Source organism: Paenimyroides ceti (assembly GCF_030409925.1).
The window spans coordinates 2,844,214-2,866,017 of the sequence record NZ_JAUFQU010000001.1; the positions used below are offsets into that span (position 1 = coordinate 2,844,214).

The window sequence follows — 21,804 nt, forward strand, 5'->3', positions numbered from 1 at the left end:
TTTAAATGAATAAAAGAGTCGTCGTAATACCAACGTATAACGAAATAGAGAACATTTCTGATATCATATCCTCTGTTTTGAGCTTACCTTACGATTACGATATTTTAGTAGTTGATGACAATTCTCCTGACGGAACCTCAAAAGCTGTAGAACGTTTGATGACGCAGTATCCTGACAGGGTTTTTATACAAAAAAGAACTCAAAAAACAGGATTGGGTACAGCATACGTACATGGTTTTAAATGGGCGTTGAAACACAATTATGACTATATTTTTGAAATGGATGCCGATTTTTCTCACAATCCCAAAGACCTGGATTTGCTTTTGGAAGCCTGTATGGATGGAAATGATATGACCATCGGATCGAGATATGTAAAAGGAGTTAATGTTGTAAACTGGCCTTTGAACAGAGTTTTACTCTCTTATTTTGCTTCTGTATATGTTCGTTTCATTACAGGAATGAAAATTCACGATACAACAGCAGGTTTTATATGTTACCACCGATCTGTGTTAGAAAGCATTCCGCTGGATAAAATAAAATTTGTGGGATATGCTTTCCAGATAGAGATGAAATACAGAGCATTTGCTAAAGGCTTTAAAATAAAAGAAATACCTATCATTTTTACAGACCGTACAAAAGGAGCTTCCAAAATGACCAACGGAATCATTCAGGAAGCAGTGTTTGGTGTATTGAGATTACGAATTAAAAAATTATTTAACAGATTATAATGGCAACGATATTAATAAAAAACGGCACTATCGTTAATGAAGGAGTTTCTTTAAAAAAAGATTTATTTCTGAAAGACGGATATATAGCAGCAATAGAAGACAGAATTGAAATGGAAGCAGATAAGGTTATTGATGCTACTGATCTGCATATTTTTCCGGGTGTTATTGATGATCAGGTACATTTCAGAGAACCAGGACTTACAAGAAAGGGTTCTATTGCTACAGAATCGAAAGCAGCCATAGCAGGCGGCACTACCTCTTTTATTGAACAGCCCAATACAGTACCGAATGCTGTTACACAGGAACTGCTGGAAGATAAATATGAAATTGCATCCAAAAGTTCTTTTGCCAACTATTCTTTCATGATGGGAGGTACTAACGATAATCTGGAAGAGGTATTAAAAACAAATCCAAGAAATGTTGCCGGTATTAAATTATTTTTAGGATCATCAACAGGAAATATGCTGGTAGACAATGAAGAAGTTTTAGAAAAGATTTTTTCATCTACCAAAATGCTGATTGCCGTACACTGCGAAGACGAACAAACCATACAATCCAATCTGGAAAAATATAAAGCGGAATTCGGAGAAGATATTCCTGTTTCTTGCCATCCGAAAATCAGAAGTGCCTCAGCCTGTTATAAATCATCTTCAAAAGCGATTGAACTTGCGAAGAAAACCGGAGCACGCCTCCATATTTTCCACATCAGCACAGGAATTGAAACTGAGTTATTCCGCAATGACATTCCTTTAGAGGAAAAGATGATTACTGCAGAGGTGTGTATTCATCATCTTTACTTTTCTGACGAGGACTATGCTGCAAAAGGGAATTTCATTAAATGGAACCCTGCAGTAAAAACAGCTGACGATCGGGACAAGATATGGAAAGCTCTTTTAGATGACCGCATTGATGTTATTGCAACTGATCATGCCCCTCATACTCTCGAAGAAAAAAGCCAAAAATATTTACAGGCACCATCAGGTGGTCCGCTTGTACAACATTCTCTTGTAGCGATGCTGGAATTTGTGAAAGAAGGTAAAATTTCTATGGAAAAGATGGTTGAAAAAATGGTACACAATCCGGCAAAATTATTCAAAATAGAAAAAAGAGGATTTATTCGCCCAGGTTATTTTGCCGATCTTGCCATTGTTGATACTGATAGTCCGTGGACTGTAACAAAAGAAAATCTCTTATACAAATGCGGATGGTCTCCGTTTGAAGGAAAAACTTTTTCTTCTAAGGTTATTCACACCATTGTAAACGGACATCTTGCTATGGAAAATGGCATTATATCAGAAAAATTAGCAGGTTCTCGTTTATTATTCAACAGATAACAGTATGAAAAAAACAGCTTTTATAGCCTTTGCAGGAGCCATAATGCTTTTGTTTCAGGCGTGTAAGGAGGATAAAAAACCGGAGCATTTGCTGTCTAAAGAAAAAATGACAGATCTTATGTATGAACTGACCTTACTGAACAGTGCCAAATCAATGGTAAATGTACAGGATTCGATCACGGTGATACAAAACTCTGCAACTATTTTAAAGAAATACGGGTTAGACAGTCTTCATTTTGTAGAACAACATCGTTATTACGCCTCTCAGGAAAATGTATATGCCGAAATTTTTGATTCGGTACATAAAAGGCTCGAAAGAGAGATTAAGGTTTTAGAAGCTTTGCCAGAAGACCCTAAAGATGAGATAAAAATAGATAAACTTCCTAATGTAAAATTATCAAAGGCAATAGAAAACAGCGGATTACCCGTTATTAAAAAGAAACAATCTTCGAAATAAAATTCCGTGTAGTCTGAAATTCAAAATCCAGTTCCCGGCGTATTTTTGAAGTGTCATAAAAATCTTTAGAAAAAGAAGCTTTGATCAAATCACGGGTAAGGCTTCTTTTTTTATTTGGTAACAAAGCCGTCATCAACCAATCAAACGGAACCGCAAGATTCAGCATCCATTTTTTTACTTCCAGATAAGGCGCCTTTTTATGCAATGCCATAGCAATTTCTTTAAACAAACGTTCAAAAGGAATGTTTTCAGATACCAGTATATAACGCTGTCCAAACGATTCTTTATCCATTAAAGCCGTCATACTGCGTACCACATCTTTTACATAAACAACGCCTGTATGTCCGTCAGTAAAAAAAGGAAAACCTTTATCTATTTTACTGATGAGCTGTCCTGCACCCTGTTTATGAAAACCCTCACCGAAAATAACTCCCGGATTGACAATTAATACATTTAATCCCTCCTGAGCAGCCCGCCAGACTTCTGTTTCTCCGCCAAACTTTGTAATTGCATAATCACTGTGATTTTTGCCTGAATTCCAGTCAGAGGTTTCATCAAAGTACCCTGTCTCTTTGTTGGGTTCATCAAGAGTAGCAATAGAGCTTACATAACAAAACTTTTTGATGTTAAATGCTAATGACAGATTGACCATATTGGCCGTTCCCTCAATATTGATTTTTTCCATTGCCTCAAAATCTGAAGCTGTAAACGAAACAAATGCAGCACAGTGATATACTTCTGAAATATTCTGAAAAGCGTTCTCAAGAGCAGGTACATCATTTATATCCGCTTTTACCCAATCTATTTTTTGAAACAAATCGTCCTGTGCGCTTTTTTTAAATAATGCTTCCGTTTTAGAAATGGATTTTTCATTTCTAAAAACAGCTCTTACGCTCCTACCCTGCATGAGAAGATGCAATAATAAGTGAGCTCCTACCAATCCGGTTCCTCCTGTTATTAGTATCATAGTAACAAATTTAATAAAACGGCTTGATTGCAACGCTCTAAATTACAGGAAATATTCTTTGAATAATAATGAGGCTGGAGCATGAAATCTTTATATTTGCACAAAATACATATTAAATGAAGAATTTTATTGAAGAAGTGACTTGGAGAGGTATGCTCCACGACGTAATGCCAGGCACAGAAGAACATTTGATGGAGCAAATGCGTGTTGCGTATGTGGGTATAGACCCAACTGCAGATTCATTGCATATAGGACATTTAGTAGGTGTAATGTTGTTGAAACATTTCCAGTTATCCGGTCATAAACCATTGGCTCTTGTTGGTGGCGCAACCGGAATGATCGGAGATCCGTCGGGAAAATCAAATGAGCGTAATCTATTGGATGAAGCGACTTTACAACACAATCAGGATTCCATTAAAGCACAATTATCGCGTTTCTTAGATTTTACATCTGATGCTCCTAATGCTGCAGAAATGGTAAACAATTATGACTGGATGAAATCATTCTCTTTTCTCGATTTCATCAGAGATGTAGGAAAACATATTACAGTAAACTACATGATGGCAAAAGATTCTGTAAAAAAACGATTAAACGGTGAAGCTGCCGATGGAATGTCGTTTACAGAATTTACCTATCAGCTGGTACAAGGATATGATTTTTTACATTTATACAAAGCTAAAAACTGTACACTTCAGATGGGAGGTTCGGATCAATGGGGTAATATTACTACAGGAACTGAACTGGTAAGAAGAATTGAAGCAGGAAAAGCATATGCACTTACCTGTCCATTAATTACAAAAGCTGACGGAACCAAATTCGGAAAATCAGAAGGTGGAAATATATGGCTGGACAGCGACCGTACTTCTCCATATAAATTTTACCAATACTGGTTGAACACTTCAGATACAGACGCGGAAAAATATATTAAAATCTTTACTTTTTTATCAAAAGAAGAAATAGAGAAACTTATTGCACAGCATTATGAAGCACCACATCTGCGTGTTTTACAGAAAAAACTGGCTGAAGAAATCACTGTAATGGTACACTCAAGAGAAGATCTTGAAAATGCCATCAAAGCTTCCGGAATTTTGTTCGGACAATCTACAGCTGATGATCTGAAAGAATTAGACAGTAAAACTTTTTTAGATGTTTTTGATGGAGTTCCTCAGGCAGATATTGCTTTAGCGGATCTGGAAGATGGTATTGATATTGTCACTATTCTGAATGAAAAATCAGGTTTTATGAAATCAAACGGTGAAGCCCGAAGATCTTTAAATGAAAATGCTATTTCTGTAAACAGAGAAAAAGTTCAGGAAGGTTTTATTGTAACAAAAAAAGATTTGATTAATAATCAGTTTGTATTGTTGCAAAAAGGTAAAAAGAATTATTTTGTATTGAATTTTCAATAAACGATTTAAAAAAATGAAGTGCCGGTTTATAAAAACCGGCACTTTTATTTAATAATCATTTAAATTTAGTTATAAGACCATGAGATTGCATCCTCTGACGTCCGAATGATCAAAACGCCCAAGTACTTCAAAAGAATAATCAGGATATTTTTTACCCAAATCCTGTGTTGCAATAAAGGAACATGAATTATAATTCGCCAAATCAATCACATTCATCCCTCCTATTTTACCATCTTTTAATAATGTAAGCGGATCTTCTGTATCACGGATTAGGATATCCATCCAAGGCGGACATTCAAAAACACCATCTCCCATAGAATAGGCCTGAGATAAGAGCTCTGTCATTCCATACTCGGAATGAATTTTTTGTACCCCAAAACCTTCTGATAATATGTGGTGCAGTTCTTCACGAATCATTTCCCTTCTGCGCCCTTTCATGCCACCTGTTTCCATCACAATGGTATTCTTTAGCTGAAAAGGATATTGCTCAATCATATCTAACAAAGCATAAGTAACTCCTATCAGCAATACATTTTGACCTTGCTGATCCAATGTAGTAAGTTTCTGTGCCAATGCCTCATAATCATCTAAATAAAATCCGGAATCAGGATGTTGAGAATTTTCAATCATATCATTTACCATATAGATAAGTGAAGACCCATCCCTTTCAAGATACGAAGGCAAAAGGGCTAAAACTGCATAGTCTTCAATATTTCCATAAAACTTTGAAAAAGCAGTTCTAAAGCTCATCTCATAATATGACAAATCTGTTACCCGGTGTTTACTGGTTATTTGTCCAGTAGTACCACTACTGGTAAAAGTAGCTTGTACAGGCTGAATGCTACTGACAATTTCTTTGCTTTTAAAAAACTCAATCGGTAAAAAAGGAATCTCTGTCAAATGCTTGACATTTGCCGGTGTTTTCTCCAGTAACAGACAGAATTTCTGATATACTTCGTTATGTTCAAACTGGAAACGAAATATTTTCATTGCTGTACGATGGAATTCTTTAGTAGAATTAATTGAAATAATATCTTCGGCTGTGAACACTTTTTTACTTTTTTATACAAAATTACAAATAAAAAAAGCACCAATCGAAATTGGTGCTTTTGAAATTTAGAATGTATAAGAAATTACTTGATAACCAGTTTTTGAATATTTCCGTTAGCTATTTTTACCAAATAAACTCCTGCCTCTAAATGTGAGACATCTACTCTATTGGTGTTTCTTTCAGAAATAATTTTTTTACCGTTTAATGTGTAAATTTCTACATCGATGTTTTTATTGAACATCACTACGTCTGTAGCCGGGTTCGGGTACATGGTGAATGCATCTTTTTCAAATTCCGGATTGGTTGCAGTAGGCGATACAATTCCGGTTAAAGAAACTATAACTTCCGTAGCTCCGCCTCCAGAAACAGTCAATGTTCCTTCATAGGTATTCTCTACTAATCCGGTCATTAATCTTACATAGATTGTCTGCGGCGTTGTTACTACATTTTCCAAAGTGATTGTTGTTGTAAAGACTTGATTATCCAATGAAACTTCAAAATTTTCAGATGCTGTGATTACTATAGCTGTTGCATCCAGATCAGTTCCGGAAACCTCAATAGCCTGAGCTTCTGATGGTCCTTGATTAACGTCATAATCCAAATCAACAATTGTTATTTCAGATACTGTGATTACAGGAACTACCTCAACTGCTACCGTTCCTGACAATGCTACCTCAACAGCCGTTGGAATTCCACCTCCGGTGATAGATAAAGTACCGTTATAATTACCTGCGCTCAATTCACCTTTTAATCGTGTATAAAGTGTTGTAGCGGTACCGTCAAAAGTAACCAAACCTACCATTTCAGTAAATGTTGTTCCGTCTGCAGACACTTCATAATCTGAAGATGCCGTTACCAATACATCCGATCCGTTTAAATCCGTTCCAGATACCATTACGGTCTGTACAGCAGATGGTCCGTTGTTTTCAACATAAGCAAATCCGGTTAATGAAGTTGAGGAAACCACAATTTCAGGATTTAGAATGATGATCTCTTCTGTTACTGTTCCTGATAAAGCTACCTCAACAGCCGTTGAAATTCCACCTCCCGTGATAGATAAAGTACCGTTGTAATCGCCTGCACTCAGTCCACTTTTTAATCGTGAATAAAGTGTTGTTGCCGTTCCGTTATAAGTAACCAAACCTACCATTTCAGTAAACGTTGTTCCGTCTGTCGATACTTCGTAATCTGAAGATGCCGTTACCAATACATCCGATCCGTTTAAATCCGTTCCAGATACCATTACGGTCTGTACAGCAGATGGTCCGTTGTTTTCAACATAAGCAAATCCGGTTAATGAAGTTGAGGAAACCACAATTTCAGGATTTAGAATGATGATCTCTTCTGTTACTGTTCCTGATAAAGCTACCTCAACAGCCGTTGAAATTCCACCTCCCGTGATAGATAAAGTACCGTTGTAATCGCCTGCACTCAGTCCACTTTTTAATCGTGAATAAAGTGTTGTTGCCGTTCCGTCATAAGTAACCAAACCTACCATTTCAGTAAATGTTGTTCCGTCTGCAGATACTTCATAATCTGAAGATGCCGTTACCAAAACATCCGATCCGTTTAAATCCGATCCAGATACCATTACGGTCTGTACAGCAGATGGTCCGTTGTTTTCAACATAGGCAAATCCGGTTAATGAAGTTGAGGAAACCACAATTTCAGGATTTAGAATGATGATCTCTTCTGTTACTGTTCCTGATAAGGCTACTTCAACAGCTGCTGAAATACCTCCGCCGGTGATAGATAAAGTACCATTATATATATTCGCAGTCAATCCACTTTTTAATCGTGTATAAAGTGTTGTAGCGGTACCGTCAAAAGTAACCAAACCTACCATTTCAGTAAATGTTGTTCCGTCTGCAGATACTTCATAATCTGAAGATGCCGTTACCAAAACATCCGATCCGTTTAGATCCGTTCCAGATACCGTTACGGTCTGTACAGCTGATGGTCCGTTGTTTTCAACATAGGCAAATCCGGTTAATGAAGTTGAGGAAACCACAATTTCAGGATTTAGAATGATGATCTCTTCTGTTACTGTTCCTGATAAGGCTACTTCAACAGCTGCTGAAATACCTCCGCCGGTGATAGATAAAGTACCATTATATATATTCGCAGTCAATCCACTTTTTAATCGTGTATAAAGTGTTGTTGCCGTTCCGTCATAAGTAACCAAACCTACCATTTCAGTAAATGTTGTTCCGTCTGCAGATACTTCATAATCTGAAGAAGCTGTTACCAAAACATCCGATCCGTTTAAATCCGTTCCGGATACCGTTACGGTCTGTACAGCTGATGGTCCATTGTTTTCAACATAGGCAAATCCGGTTAATGAAGTTGAGGAAACCACAATTTCAGGATTTAGAATGATGATCTCTTCTGTTACTGTTCCTGATATGGCTACTTCAACAGCTGCTGAAATACCTCCGCCGGTAATAGATAAAGTACCGTTATAATTACCTGCACTCAATCCGCTTTTTAATCGTGTATAAAGTGTTGTAGCGGTACCGTCATAAGTAACCAAACTTGCTGTATTAGCAAAACTTGTTCCGTCTGTCGATACTTCATAATCTGAAGATGCCGTTACCAATACATCCGTTCCGTTTAAATCCGTTCCGGATACTTCTACAGTCTGTACAGCAGATGGTCCGTTGTTTTCAACATAAGCAAATCCGGTTAATGAAGTTGAGGAAACCACTATCGATGGGTTTAACTCCTCTGTTACCGTTCCGGATAAAGCTACCTCAACAGCGGTTGGAATTCCACCTCCCGTGATGCTTAAACTTCCTGTATAGTTATTAGGTGATAATCCACTTTTTAATCGTGTATAAAGTATTGTTACCGTTCCGTCATAAGTAACCAAACTTGCTGTATTAGCAAAACTTGTTCCGTCTGCCGATACTTCATAATCTGAAGATGCCGTTACCAATACATCCGTCCCGTTTAAATCCGTTCCGGATACTTCTACAGTCTGTACAGCAGATGGTCCGTTGTTTTCAACATAAGCAAATCCGGTTAATGAAGTTGAGGAAACCACTATCGATGGGTTTAACTCCTCTGTTACCGTTCCGGATAAAGCTACCTCAACAGCGGTTGGAATTCCACCTCCCGTGATGCTTAAACTTCCTGTATAATTATTAGGTGTTAATCCACTTTTTAATCGTGTATAAAGTGTTGTTGCCGTTCCGTCATAAGTAACCAAACTTGCTGTATTAGCAAAACTTGTTCCGTCTGCCGATACTTCATAATCTGAAGATGCCGTTACCAATACATCCGTCCCGTTTAAATCCGTTCCGGATACTTCTACAGTCTGTACAGCAGATGGTCCGTTGTTTTCAACATAAGCAAATCCGGTTAATGAAGTTGAGGAAACCACTATCGATGGGTTTAACTCCTCTGTTACCGTTCCGGATAAAGCTACCTCAACAGCGGTTGGAATTCCACCTCCCGTGATGCTCAAACTTCCTGTATAATTATTAGGTGATAATCCACTTTTTAATCGTGTATAAAGTATTGTTGCCGTTCCGTCATAAGTAACCAAACTTGCTGTATTAGCAAAACTTGTTCCGTCTGTCGATACTTCATAATCTGAAGATACCGTTACCAATACATCCGTTCCGTTTAAATCCGTTCCGGATACTTCTACAGTCTGTACAGCAGATGGTCCGTTGTTTTCAACATAAGCAAATCCGGTTAATGAAGTGGATGAAGATACTATTACCGGATCCGGTACATCATTACATACACTAATATTGTCTAAAAATGCTCTTTTTGCTGAAGTTTCGAATTTAATTACAGACCCGTCAGCAACATTTTCAAAAACAAGGGATTTTGATTCAAAAGGATTGGTTAATCTTGCTGTATAAGTTACTGTTTTAGTTTCTTGTCCTAAAGTTACCAGCATGGTTCCTTCGATTGAAGACCATCCTTTTACGTCAAAATTAACTGTAACAGTTCCATAAACACCATTTAAGGGCGGAGATGTAACTGAGCCTTTCACGCTTCCTGTTCCTAATTTTATGGCTCCACCTGCCTGATATGCTGTTTCAGTAAATGGAAAATGAAGATTTCCATTCCAAACTACAGTTTGCCCAGTACTACTAGTGCTATTGCCAGAATTTATTTCAGAAAAATTCTCATTAAAACATCCGTCTACAACTACTATTCCCGGAGCAATAACAAAAGTTAAAGTAGCAGGAACTGATGTACCTGTACTATTCGTTGCTCTGACGTCAGTAGTATATGTTCCCGGTGCTATCGGTGTACCGGAAATGATTCCGGTTGTCGTATTTAAACTTAACCCTGCTGGCAATGTATTTCCATTAACTATAGAGTAACTAACAGGGTTATTTATTGCATTAATTGTATAGGTAAGTTCTGTTCCGGCAGTAGCAGGTACTTGCTCTGCTGTAATAACAGGTGTAGGGATCTGCCATACTACTGTTAATGTTATGTCTTGTGAGAAAGCTTCATAATTTTCATTACCTGCTTGTGTTGCTGTGATTACAGTTGTGCCTTCTCCCACAATCGTTACGGTAGTACCAGAGATTGTAGCTACTGTTTCATCTGCTACAGCATAAGTAAGATCCAGCTGTTTGTTCGTCTTTGCAGGCAGATTAAAAGGTAAATCATTTGTATTTTTATTAATATCCGCTAAAGCAGCCGTCTGAATTCCTTTTTGTATTACAAAAGTAATCGTTGTTTCAGGTGATGTTCCGGTTACATTTGTCGCTGTAAAAGCTGTTGTAAAAGTACCCGCAGTAACAGGTACACCGTTAATAACCCCGGTTGTTGCATTCAAAGTCAATCCTTCCGGAAGTACTGCTGCTGTAGCAAGAGCAAAAGTTTCAGGGTTATTAATTGCATTAATCGTATAGGTAAATGTTCCATCTACGGTTCCATTTGTAGTTTCTTCTATAATAGCTGGTGGTGGCGTCACCCAAATAACTGACAAATCAAAATCCTGAGAAAAAGAAAAATAGTTTTCATTTCCTGCCTGTGTAGCTGTTATAGTTGTATTACCAGCCCCTACAATAGTAACTGTGTTTCCTGATACTGTTGCTACATTCTCATCTGCAACTGTATACGTTAATGGCAATCCCTGATCAGTATTGATGACCGTTATAGTAAAAGGAATATCCTGAGTGGTTTTAGAAACAGCCTCAAAAGTTGCTGACTGTGCTGCTTTTGAAATTTCAAAAGTAATCGTAGCCGGAGCCGATGGTCCTGTTTCATTTGTTGCTGTTACCTGAGTGGTAAAAGTTCCTGCTTCATCAGGTGTTCCTGAAATAACTCCCGTTGTAGTATTCAGTGTCAGTCCTTGTGGTAAACTGCTGCCCGTTTCTACAGCGTAACTTACTGCATCATTTGTAGCCTGAAGTGTATAAGTAAACGGAACTTGATATGTTCCCGTCTGAACTGATGATGTTACTTCAGGTAATGGAACCGGAGTTGTTGAAACCTCTAAACTGAATGTTTGCGTAAAGGAATTGTAGTTGCTGTTTCCTTGCTGAGTAGCAGTAACAGTAGTCGTTCCCAAGCCTGTAATGGTAACCGTATTTCCGGCTATCGTTGCTACGGCTTCATCACCACTTGAATATTGTACTGCAAAACCTTCGTTCGTATTTGCAGGCAAATCAAAAGGCACACTGGATAATGTTTTCAATACATCTGATAAAACAAGTGTCTGATTGGCTTTTGCAATGTTAAAAGTATAGGTAGCAGGTAAAGAAACACCTCCCTGATTAGTAGCTGTAAATTCTGAAGTGAAAGTACCTGCAGTTTGTGGTGTTCCTGAGATAAGTCCTGTAGTTGAATCAAGTGTCAAACCAACCGGTAACTGACTTCCTGAAACCAACTGATAAGACACAGGATTGTTTGTCGCTGTAAGCGTATAGTTTAATGACTCATTAAAAACACCATTAATTATTTCTGTTGTCATCACAGGCACATTCATGGTTACCTGTCCCGATAAATCAACCTGAAGATTTGGCGTTACACCGCCTCCGCTGATTGTCAGATTACCGGTATGTGATCCGATTGACAATCCGCTTTTCAGTCGGGTATGTATGGTTGTTGAAGTTCCGTTAAAAGCAGTTAAAACCACTGAACCGGAAAAATCAGTTCCGTTAGAAGAAACCTCATAAGTATTTGATGCGGTAATGGAAACATTAGTTCCATTAAGATTAGTTCCGGAGATCTGAAACGTCTGTATTGCTGAAGGTCCGTTGTTCTCTGTATAACTAAAGCCTGTTAATGAAGATTGACTCAACTCCAATTCTGCTGCTGCCGGCATTGAATAGGTAACTTCTATTTTGTCAATACGCAATTGGGTATTGGTAGTATTTGCATTTCTAAATCTGAGGCGTATACCTGCATTAATACCTGAAATGGTATAGATTGAACCGCTCAATGAAGCAGTCAAATCAGCTCCATTATTTACGTTATATTTTATCGTAGGTGTATAACCTGATTGTGCATAAATCTTTACAGAAGTAATAATAGCATCATTTTTAGGTGTAAGTGTTACACTGCCTCCATTTCCTGAACTGTGATAATAAAGTCTCAAGCCATCATTGAATGCAGGTGCATTAGCTGCACTTTCTTTAGCTGTAGTAAAAGCTATATTAGCATCGATATTACCAAAAGTAGCAGAAAAAGTATGCGAAACAACCGTCTGTCCCCAACTTCTTGAGAAAAAAAGCAGCATCAGTATGACCGGTAAAGTCCTGACATTTGCGCATTTAAATAGTGTTTTCATAGAGTTTGACATTTTAAAAAAAGGGCATAAAAAACCCGAAAAGTTAAAAAACGAATGAAAATAAGGGTATCTAAGAGTGGACCTGAATTTTTCAAATAAGAAAAATTCTATTTATTTTCATTATAGTCTCAACTTTTCGGGTCTTACTATTTTATTATTTTTTAATTATAAAAATATAATTATTTGATAACCAATTTGCGGGTTGCAGCTTTACCGTCTTGAGTAATTTTCATTACATAGATTCCAGCTTTTAATCCTGAAACATTAATCGTTTCATTTGTAGATGTTTCTAATACTTTTTTACCAAGCATATCAAATAACATTACTTGTTTTGCTCCAAATCCGTTTGATGCAATAGTAACGATATCATTTGCAGGGTTAGGATACACATTTAATCCATCGATATTATCTTCTTTTACAGAAGCTGTAGATGTATCATATACCAATACATTGTCAATAGAAAGAGCAGCTCCTCCACTATAGTTTCTGAAGGCAACTCTCAAAATTGTTGCATTTGCAGGAGCAGTAGAAGTTACAGTATGCTCAGTCCATTCAGCTACTGCAGGTAAGTTATCTGCTGGTTGGAATGGTTCTGTTCCTTCAGGAGCGATATTTCCACTTGCAGTTCTCCATTGTGCCCAATGTTTGAAATTGATATTTGTTCCTTTGTACCAGTATTTAATTGTATAGCTTGTCCCAGGAGTAACAGTAATATCACTTAATGCCACAGAGTTATTTCCTGATGCAGGAGTAATAACCTCTACATAATTAGTCCCGTCCTGAGCTCCTGTAGTTTTTTTACTAACGATACCGTTTGTAAATGATGCATTTGGAATAAACCAACCTGTTGGTGCAGTTGTAGCATCAGGCCAGTCTTCTAAACTACCATTTGTATTTAATGGCGTTTGTGCAAAAGTTGCAGCTGATAATAAAGCAACTGCGAATGTGTAAAGTTTTTTCATTGTTGTTAGTATTTAAATAGGATAAATTTTGTGCGACAAATATATTAAGTAAAATTTATCCTATAGGTTTTTTTGTTGTAAATAAATCGTTAAGAATGTTTTTTTTTATTTTTTAACCATTTTTCTTACGATTCCATCCATGGTTTTCACCATGTAAAATCCTTGTTGTAAAGCTGTGACATCTATTGCTTCAATTTGTTTGGCTTCCATAACTTTTTTACCATTCAGATTATAGATTTCAACATCTGTTATTTTATTGAAATACAGAATATCGCTTACTGGATTCGGATACATGACAAATGCTCCGCTTTCAAAATCAGGATTGCTTGCAGTTGGCGTAACAATTCCTGTAAGATTAACAGAAACAGGTGTTACGATACCACCACCGGAAACAGTAATTGTTCCGTTATATGTGGCTGCCTCTAACTCTGCTTTTAACCTAACTGATACAGATGTTTCTAAACCTTCAAAAGCTGACAATGTTAAAGTTGTCTGATAATCAACGCCGTCTAATGACATTTCGAAATCCGGTGTAGATACCAAAGTAACATCTGACCCATCTAAATCTGTTCCTGTTAGCTGAAATATTACAGATGGCGAAGGACCTTCATTAACGGCATAATTCAAATCAACAATTTCAGTTTCGGATACCGTGATAGTTGGCACAGTCTGTGCCGCTGTTACAGAACCGGACAAAGCAAGTTCAACATTGGATGTAAGACCTCCTCCGGTTACCATTAAAGTACCATTATAAGTTCCTACTGCCAGAGCTGCTTTTAATCGTGTATGAATAGTTGTTGCTGTACCGGAAAAAGACGATAAAACCACAGTGTCATCAAAAGTGACACCATCTAAAGAAACCTCATAACTTTCAGGTCCTGTAATAGTTACATCTGAGCCGTTTAAATCAGTTCCTGAAATCTCAAAAGTCTGTGCTGCTGACGGACCATTTCCGACGATATAAGTAAAATCCGACAATGATACAGGAGTTACAGTAATGGATGGATCAACAACAATTGCTCCATCATTAGGAGCCCATATAACATTATCAATTGTAGTTTGTCTGTTGGTATTTGCTGCACCGGATAACGTAGTAGATATTGCGATTTTTACAACAACTGCCTCATTCGTGTTAATGGTTGCAAGTGTTGCAGCCGGCATTGTATAGGTATAAACCGTAGCATCCGCACCAGTAACAGCACCAAAGCCATCAGTTGTACTCACTAAAACACCGTTTACAAAAATATCTAATTTTCGTTCTGCTGCCCCCGTAAATGCTTTTCTATATTGAAAGGAAAACTGTGAAAGTCCGTTTGGAAAAGTTCCCACTAAAGCACTGCCTTCTTCTATTCTTCTTAAAACGATACCCGATCCGGTAATTTCATAATCTTCTGCTGCGCGCGCATGTACGGTTGTCCATGCAATGTTCTCAACTCCGGTAAATGAAGAACTGAAATAGGAACTCACAGCTCCCGGATGAACATAGTTGTCAAAAGTTTCAGTGTAAGGCTGTGCAAACCCTGCAGTAGCCAACAAAAAGGTAAATAAAGAGTAAATTTGTTTCATATTGATCATTTAAAGTTATTAAAATATCTCGTAAATAGAATCACTTTTTATTGTACTGCTTTATAAGGGTCTGGATATTACTATCTTATTTCAAGACAAGTTTGCGTGTAGCTACAGCATCTTTTTCTTTAACTTTCACCAGATATACACCTGGTTTAAGATTGTTAAGATTCAATTCAGCATTTGTATTGTTTACTGTAGTAGTATAAACTTTTTTTCCCAAAATATCGAAGATCTCGATTTCTTTAGAAGAGGAAGTTTCTGTTACTATATAAACTTTATTATTAACGGTTGGATTAGGGTATAATTGTAAACCTTCAATATTATCTGTTCTTGAAGAATTTGTCTCCCGCTGACCTTTACCGCTACCTTCCTGCTGTGCAAAAACAGAGCAAAACATGAGTAAAGTGGAGAATATAGTGTATAGGTACTTTTGTTTCATTATAAGCAACTTTATAGTGTAAATATACAAATTTATTTCAAAAAATATACCAAAAAAATAACCCGCCTAAAAAGACAGGTTATTTATCAATATTTTAAGAAATTTACTACAAACCTGTAGTCCATCCCTGAGCCCAGGTTGGCACATTTGTTCCATTTCCGGCTCCGGTAGCAGATGCATTTTCTGTAAATACAGCACTTACATCAACAGCTTCACCAGCGGTATTTTTACCTTTTGATTTGGTCACTACATTTTCAAATTTCACATTGGTTACTTTTAATGATCCTGCTGTAACACCTGCAATAGTTGCATCGTGCTCCACATCAAAACCAACATTGAAATTACTCAACACAACATTATCGATTTTTGCATAGGTACCTACTCTCAGTTTCATTCCCTGTGGCTCATCACCTACAGCTCCTCTGCCGATTAATGTAACATTTTTAATAGTAGGATTGGATCTTGGAGAAGCATCGTGGTTATTTGCATTATTATCTGCTTCAATACCTCTGTTTCCGGCATCCTGACGTTGCTTGCTGTACCAGAATTCATTAGTACCATTCCATCCTTCTGTCCAGTCAAACTGATCATCTTCGTTGTTTGAAGCAACAATATATTTAGTATTTACAGTACCTCCAAAAAATTCAATACCATCATCAGAACCATTGTGTAATTGTACATATTCGATTGAAGTTCCGTTACCCACACCAAATAAAGATAATCCGTTAAACTCTTTTTCAGAACTAAAGTTTGCTCCTGAATATTCTATTCTTAAATAACGTATAGAACCCGAATTGTCAGCCACATCTGTACCTCCATACGTTAAATCAGCAACTTCTGAAGTAGCTGTAGTACCTTTGTTGATCGGCGCTTTACCACAAATTACCAATCCACCCCAGTTACCCGGAATCTGCTCTTTACCTGTCATAATTACAGGTTTCTCTTTCGTTCCGTTGATTTCAATTTTTGCTCCCTGAGCAACAGCAATATACGCAGAAGTTCCTCCTGTACCTACAATTTTTGTACCTGCAGGTATTACCAGCTTAGCTCCGTTTGCTACCACTAATTTCCCTGTTAACTGATATTCAACTGACGCGTTCAATGTTACTACACCATTTGTAATTGTACCCTGAAAATCAGTTGGTTTTACCACAAATGAAGAAGTATTACCACCATCTCCTCCATTTCCCTTGTCATCACTGTTATCACAACTGGTTAATAATACTGCTGTAGATAAGAATAAAATTCCGAATACGTTTCTGATTGTTTTTTTCATGATTTGAATGAATTATTTTGTTTTGTGTTATTTGATACAAATTTGCTTTGTTTTACCCGAATAAGTGTTAGCTTATTATTATTGAATTCTAAACGAATTGATACGTTTTTGTAAATTAATTGTTAGCTGTGTAAATAAAAAAAGCAGTGGAAAATCCACTGCTTTTTTTTAGAAACTATAATTTAGTGATACCCCTAAATTCATTCCCAGTTTATATGACCTAACTAACAAATTCTCTGTAATGTTTTCCTGCATTCTCTCAATAGATGGGTTGAGTATATTTTTTGCTGTGAATCCCAATCCGAAATGCTCGTTTAATTTTGTTTTAAAAATAAAGTCTAATGTTCCGAAACCTTTATCAACAAGATTACCTTTTCCCTCTACTCCTAATGCATATATACGGTCTGAATTATAGTTATACGCCAGTGTTGCCAAAACATTTTTATCTTTCCAGCTTTTATAGTAGGTAAGATCCACATTTCCTAAAAACTCTGAAGCTCCTGTAAAACCTGCTTTGTCATAGGTAAAATTTGAAGAAAAATTATTCTCTGCTCTCACTTTTTCTTCATTGAGTTCCTGCTCCGTTTTCATATAGGCAAAATTCAATCCCGCAGACAATTTATTGCTGTTGTCATCACTAAAATAGAATAGATTCTTTCTAACCTCAATCTCTATTCCGGCCACATATCCGTAATCTCCCGTATTTACATATGTAATATCATTGGTTGAAGATGCCACATTGGTTGTATTAATCGGATTTTTTATGTATTTCCCAAATAAAGTTGCTGACAGTATTTCATCATTTTGTGGGAAATATTCCCATTTAATGTCCAGATTATAATTATCTGACGCATATAAATCTTTGTTACCAAAACTTGATTCGTCTACTTTTTCATAAATAAAGGGTACACGCTCTTTGAACTGTGGTAAGGTATAGGTTTTTGAAGCAGATAAACGTAAATTTTGCGTTCCGTTTAATTCATATTTTAAATTAAGACTTGGCAAAAATGCATTTTTCTCATACAGATCCTCTAACCCTGAGTTGTCCATCTGCGTTTTCCAATCTACCAGCTGACGAATTTTCTCATATCTAACCCCAAATAAACCATACAATTTTTCTGAAAACTGGAATTCGAAATTAGCATATCCTGCATGAATTTTTAAATCTCCATTATAAAACTGTGGCTCAAGAGCATTTGGTACATTTCCTCTAAAGGTCAGAATTTCAAATTTTCCGGCTGCAAGATTTTCCTGATTAAAAAAGGCATCAAGGTTTGACGGATCTCTTGCGATTTCTCTTTCTGCATAATCAATACGAAGGTTGAACTGAGTGGCTTCAAAATTTCTTTTTTTGAATCGTCCGTTATATCCTGCTACAATTTTCCCTCTGAAAGTACCATCCTCTCTTTTCCCGATTTTATGCTCAACAGAGGCATTCGCAATAATTTCTTTTTCATCCAAAAAATGGAAGTAACGATGGTTGTCAGAATTGGTTTGTCCCACTAACGTATATCCTCCTGCATTATCATTCCAACGCATAGTTGTCTGCGTTCTGTCCGGCAAATCGCTTGTTACCTTATTATAGGAAGCCCCCCAGTTTAGCGTTGTTTGCTCTCCGAGTTGATGATTACCTAATAATTGATGCGTCATCAAACGATTCTCAACATAGGTGTTTCTATTAATAATTCCTCCGTTTGGCCCTTCTGCCTGATCTACAAGATATCCTCTGTAATCATCACTTCTTAAAGAAGAACTATTAACAAAAAGGAAATTATAGGCAATATTATTTGAACTATTCAAATCATAATTCACATTAAACATTCCAGTTGTATTGGTATTATAACCGTACGTTTTCTGAAAAAGATCTTTTCTTCTTGCTCCTTCAGCACTCAATGTTTTATTTATCCCTTCTCTGTATTCATAATCATTGGTAAAGGAAGCTGTACCAAAAATGCTCAATTTCCCTTCATCCCCTACAAAAAATGTTTTTCCTCCATTGAATCCAAAATTTCCTCCGTATGGAACGTTTGCTGTAGAGGTATTAAAAGGTGTTTTGAATCCATAATTATTTAAAGCGTTATCGGGAATAGATTTATTGTTAGAAAAACCTAAAACACCTCTACCAGACTGTAATTGAAAATCTTTTTGTCCGATGGCGTTTGTATTAGCGTTTGCGCCTATCTGAATGTTAAAAGTACCATTTCCGGTATGTTTTTTAGAAACAATATCAATATTTGCGCCTCCAAAATCTCCATAGTTTCTTGCCAGATAGGTTTTATCAATAGAAATAAATTCTACAATATCAGTAGAGAATATATCTAATCTGATGTTTTTATTTTCCGGATCATTGGAAACCAGAGGAAGCCCGTTTAATGTAGTACTATTATAGCGGTCACCTAATCCTCTTACAAAAATGCCACCTGTACTCTCTTGCTTGTTTACTCCTGTAGTTTTCGTAACTGCTGTAGCAACATCTCCAACTCCTTTTCTTGAAAGCTCCTGCGCCCCGATCTGCTGCTTGATTTCCAGAGATTTTCTTTGTTCTCCTAATAATACAGCTTCATTTTGTTTGTTTTGTGAAACGGTGATGACCAAATCTTCCATGGTATCTTCCTCTGCCACCAATACTATTGAAAGATCATTTAGATGATTGGTATCCACCTGAAATTCCTGAGTCTTATATCCCATATAAGAAGCTTCAAGAGTGTGAATCCCATCCGGACATTCAAATTCAAATAACCCATTTTCATCAGAACTTGCTCCCGTTTGAGTACCCTTAATAACAATTGTTGCATACGCTAAAGGAGTATTGTTCAGACTGCCGTCAACAATAGTGCCTTTAATTATTTTAGGACTTTGCGCCCACGCTGTCAATTGTAAAAAAAGAGTAATAATTAAAATTCTTAGTTTCATTTTTGTGTGTTGTTAATTTTTGAGCAAAGAAATTGTATATTTATTACCGGATTGTTACAGGCATATTAATAGTTGGTTTGCAAAATGTAAGGTTAAGGTTAAGAGATTAAATAATTGTTAACCGCCTTGTCGTACCGTATTTATATTTAATTTTACAATGTGTTAACAACCTTATAACGATGAAAAATAAAGAAATTAAGATTTTATTAGTTGATGATGATGCAGATATATTAGAGATTGTAGGATTCAATCTTGAGGCAGAAAAATATCAGGTTTTTAAAGCAACAAATGGAAAAGAAGCTATTCAGACAGCAAAAGCTGAGCTCCCAAATCTTATTATATTAGATGTAATGATGCCGGAGATGGATGGAATTGAGACTTGTGAAAACATCCGCAGAATTCCGGAATTACAAAACACCATTATTACGTTTCTGACAGCCCGTGGCGAAGACTACTCACAGGTAGCAGGTTTTGATGTTGGTGCTGATGATTACATTACCAAACCGATAAAACCAAAACTTTTGGTAAGTAAAGTAAAAGCATTATTACGCCGGGTTAAAGAACATCAGGTATCAGATGACATTCTCAAAGTAGGTGATATTGAAATCAACAGAGATGAATATAAAATTGTAAAAAGAGGAGAAGAAATTATACTTCCCCGTAAAGAATTTGAACTGTTTTATTTGTTGGCATCAAAACCAGGTAAAGTATTTAAAAGAGAAGAAATTTTGGATAAAGTCTGGGGAAATGAAGTTATTGTAGGCGGCAGAACGATTGATGTTCACATCAGAAAATTGAGAGAAAAAATAGGAGACGAGATCTTTAAAACAATTAAAGGAGTCGGTTATAAATTAGAAGTTTAATGTCTACGGTAAAATATAAGAAATCTTACACTTTTGCAATAAAGTCGACTATCGTAGTTACCTCATTCAGTGTTCTTCTTTTATTGCTCTTACAATATTATTTTTTTGAAATAAACTTTTTATTTACAGTAACTTTTGCGTTACTGTTTTTTGCTTTTAACTTTTTTATTCTGCAATACAGGGTAGAGCGTTTTATTTACAGACGCATTCAGAAAATATATAAAAATGTTTCCATTTTAGATGAAACGGTGTTGAGAAATCAACCCATTACAACCAATATGAAAACGCTGATGTATGAAGTAAATAAATTTGCAAGCGAAAAAAAAATAGAAATAGAATCTTTGAAAGTACGCGAAGAATATCGTCGGGAGTTCATAGGAAATGTATCTCATGAATTAAAAACACCTCTTTTTACTGTACAGGGATATATCTCTACTCTTCTGGAAGGTAATATAAAAGATAAGAGCATCAGGAAGAAATATCTGCAACGTGCTGAAAGCGGTGTTGAACGCTTGATCGATATTGTATCAGGACTTGATATGATCACAAAATTAGAAGCGCATGAGCTTCAACTGGAATTCTCTACTTTTGATATTGTTGCGGTATTTCAGAATATTTTTGATATGCTGGAATTAAAAGCAGATGAACATGATATCTCTTTGATGTTTGACAAAGATCATTACCGCCCCATTTATGTAATTGGTGATAAAGAGAAAATAAGCCGGGTAATTATCAATTTAATAGAAAACTCAATTAAATACGGTAAGAAAAACGGAACAACCGAAGTACGTCTCGAACATTTTACAAAAAACAAATTACTTGTACGCATTACCGATGACGGAATTGGAATTGATAAAAAACACCTTCCGCGCTTATTTGAGAGGTTTTACAGAACCGATTCCAGCAGAACACGGGATGTTGGCGGATCAGGTTTGGGACTTTCTATTGTAAAACATATCATTGAAGCACACAACGAACACATTTATCTTGAAAGCTCACTGGGAGTAGGGTCTGAGTTTTCATTCACTTTACAAATTGAAAAAAATCCTGCAGACAACCTCTAATGA

14 protein-coding genes are annotated in these 21,804 nt (G+C 36.5%); 6 read left to right on the plus strand and 8 right to left on the minus strand.

Annotated elements, in window-relative coordinates; translation table 11 throughout:
- Window positions 1-5: 5 nt before the first annotated feature.
- Genes QW060_RS14080 through QW060_RS14090 form a run of 3 tightly spaced genes read left to right on the plus strand, consistent with a single transcriptional unit; the run spans window position 6 to window position 2,519 of the window.
- Complete coding sequence (locus tag QW060_RS14080) at window positions 6-728, plus strand: polyprenol monophosphomannose synthase (RefSeq protein ID WP_290364113.1); 723 nt, start codon at window positions 6-8, stop codon at window positions 726-728.
- Complete coding sequence (locus QW060_RS14085; protein ID WP_290364114.1) at window positions 728-2,062, plus strand: dihydroorotase; 1,335 nt, start codon at window positions 728-730, stop codon at window positions 2,060-2,062. Before QW060_RS14080 ends, QW060_RS14085 begins: the two co-directional genes overlap by 1 nt.
- A 4-nt stretch (window positions 2,063-2,066) precedes the next feature.
- A complete protein-coding gene (locus tag QW060_RS14090) occupies window positions 2,067-2,519 on the plus strand; it encodes a DUF4296 domain-containing protein (RefSeq protein WP_290364115.1) in 453 nt (150 codons plus the stop codon).
- On the opposite strand, the gene QW060_RS14095 is transcribed toward QW060_RS14090, so the two are convergent.
- Window positions 2,494-3,486 (minus strand): NAD-dependent epimerase/dehydratase family protein, encoded by a 993-nt coding sequence (locus QW060_RS14095; protein ID WP_290364116.1) that lies wholly within the window; start codon window positions 3,484-3,486, stop codon window positions 2,494-2,496. The genes QW060_RS14090 and QW060_RS14095 overlap by 26 nt on opposite strands.
- Window positions 3,487-3,602: 116 nt before the next feature.
- Between QW060_RS14095 and tyrS the strand changes: the two genes are divergently transcribed.
- Window positions 3,603-4,895 carry a tyrosine--tRNA ligase gene (tyrS, locus tag QW060_RS14100; RefSeq protein ID WP_290364117.1) on the plus strand — a complete coding sequence of 431 codons (1,293 nt, stop codon included), beginning with the start codon at window positions 3,603-3,605 and terminating at the stop codon, window positions 4,893-4,895.
- A gap of 69 nt (window positions 4,896-4,964) precedes the next feature.
- On the opposite strand, the gene QW060_RS14105 is transcribed toward tyrS, so the two are convergent.
- The 7 genes from QW060_RS14105 to QW060_RS14135 all read right to left on the minus strand — a co-directional run bounded on the left by QW060_RS14105 (window position 4,965) and on the right by QW060_RS14135 (window position 19,874).
- The gene (locus QW060_RS14105) at window positions 4,965-5,945 is read right to left on the minus strand and encodes a LuxE/PaaK family acyltransferase (RefSeq protein ID WP_290364118.1); all 981 of its coding nucleotides are present in this window, start codon (window positions 5,943-5,945) and stop codon (window positions 4,965-4,967) included.
- An 83-nt stretch (window positions 5,946-6,028) separates the two neighbouring features.
- Window positions 6,029-12,715, minus strand: a complete 6,687-nt coding sequence (locus QW060_RS14110) for a putative Ig domain-containing protein (RefSeq protein ID WP_290364119.1) — start codon at window positions 12,713-12,715, stop codon at window positions 6,029-6,031.
- A gap of 179 nt (window positions 12,716-12,894) precedes the next feature.
- Window positions 12,895-13,677: a T9SS type A sorting domain-containing protein gene (locus tag QW060_RS14115; protein WP_290364120.1), complete on the minus strand. Its 783-nt coding sequence runs from the start codon at window positions 13,675-13,677 to the stop codon at window positions 12,895-12,897.
- Between the two features lie 105 nt (window positions 13,678-13,782).
- Window positions 13,783-15,243: a T9SS type A sorting domain-containing protein gene (locus tag QW060_RS14120; RefSeq protein ID WP_290364121.1), complete on the minus strand. Its 1,461-nt coding sequence runs from the start codon at window positions 15,241-15,243 to the stop codon at window positions 13,783-13,785.
- Window positions 15,244-15,328: 85 nt separating this feature from the next.
- Complete coding sequence (locus tag QW060_RS14125; protein ID WP_290364122.1) at window positions 15,329-15,685, minus strand: T9SS type A sorting domain-containing protein; 357 nt, start codon at window positions 15,683-15,685, stop codon at window positions 15,329-15,331.
- Window positions 15,686-15,791: 106 nt separating this feature from the next.
- Complete coding sequence (locus QW060_RS14130) at window positions 15,792-16,961, minus strand: hypothetical protein (RefSeq protein WP_290364123.1); 1,170 nt, start codon at window positions 16,959-16,961, stop codon at window positions 15,792-15,794.
- A 168-nt stretch (window positions 16,962-17,129) separates the two neighbouring features.
- A complete protein-coding gene (locus tag QW060_RS14135; protein WP_290364124.1) occupies window positions 17,130-19,874 on the minus strand; it encodes a TonB-dependent receptor in 2,745 nt (914 codons plus the stop codon).
- Window positions 19,875-20,053: 179 nt separating this feature from the next.
- Here QW060_RS14135 and QW060_RS14140 point away from each other — a divergent pair, with 179 nt between their 5' ends.
- Both QW060_RS14140 and QW060_RS14145 read left to right on the plus strand, forming a co-directional pair.
- Window positions 20,054-20,737 carry a response regulator transcription factor gene (locus tag QW060_RS14140; protein WP_290364125.1) on the plus strand — a complete coding sequence of 228 codons (684 nt, stop codon included), beginning with the start codon at window positions 20,054-20,056 and terminating at the stop codon, window positions 20,735-20,737.
- Entirely contained in the window at window positions 20,737-21,801 is a 1,065-nt protein-coding gene (locus tag QW060_RS14145) for a sensor histidine kinase (protein ID WP_290364126.1), read from the plus strand. The genes QW060_RS14140 and QW060_RS14145 overlap by 1 nt, the downstream gene beginning before the upstream one ends.
- Window positions 21,802-21,804: the final 3 nt, after the last annotated feature.

Bases quoted from the DNA above. Each gene is read 5' to 3' on its own strand.
- QW060_RS14090 (WP_290364115.1), top strand. From the start codon at position 2,067: ATGAAAAAAACAGCTTTTATAGCCTTTGCAGGAGCCATAATGCTTTTG.
- QW060_RS14145 (WP_290364126.1), top strand. From the start codon at position 20,737: ATGTCTACGGTAAAATATAAGAAATCTTACACTTTTGCAATAAAGTCG.
- QW060_RS14080 (WP_290364113.1), top strand. From the start codon at position 6: ATGAATAAAAGAGTCGTCGTAATACCAACGTATAACGAAATAGAGAAC.
- tyrS (WP_290364117.1), top strand. From the start codon at position 3,603: ATGAAGAATTTTATTGAAGAAGTGACTTGGAGAGGTATGCTCCACGAC.
- QW060_RS14085 (WP_290364114.1), top strand. From the start codon at position 728: ATGGCAACGATATTAATAAAAAACGGCACTATCGTTAATGAAGGAGTT.
- QW060_RS14095 (WP_290364116.1), bottom strand. From the start codon at position 3,486: ATGATACTAATAACAGGAGGAACCGGATTGGTAGGAGCTCACTTATTA.
- QW060_RS14125 (WP_290364122.1), bottom strand. From the start codon at position 15,685: ATGAAACAAAAGTACCTATACACTATATTCTCCACTTTACTCATGTTT.
- QW060_RS14115 (WP_290364120.1), bottom strand. From the start codon at position 13,677: ATGAAAAAACTTTACACATTCGCAGTTGCTTTATTATCAGCTGCAACT.
- QW060_RS14120 (WP_290364121.1), bottom strand. From the start codon at position 15,243: ATGAAACAAATTTACTCTTTATTTACCTTTTTGTTGGCTACTGCAGGG.
- QW060_RS14140 (WP_290364125.1), top strand. From the start codon at position 20,054: ATGAAAAATAAAGAAATTAAGATTTTATTAGTTGATGATGATGCAGAT.
- QW060_RS14110 (WP_290364119.1), bottom strand. From the start codon at position 12,715: ATGAAAACACTATTTAAATGCGCAAATGTCAGGACTTTACCGGTCATA.
- QW060_RS14130 (WP_290364123.1), bottom strand. From the start codon at position 16,961: ATGAAAAAAACAATCAGAAACGTATTCGGAATTTTATTCTTATCTACA.
- QW060_RS14135 (WP_290364124.1), bottom strand. From the start codon at position 19,874: ATGAAACTAAGAATTTTAATTATTACTCTTTTTTTACAATTGACAGCG.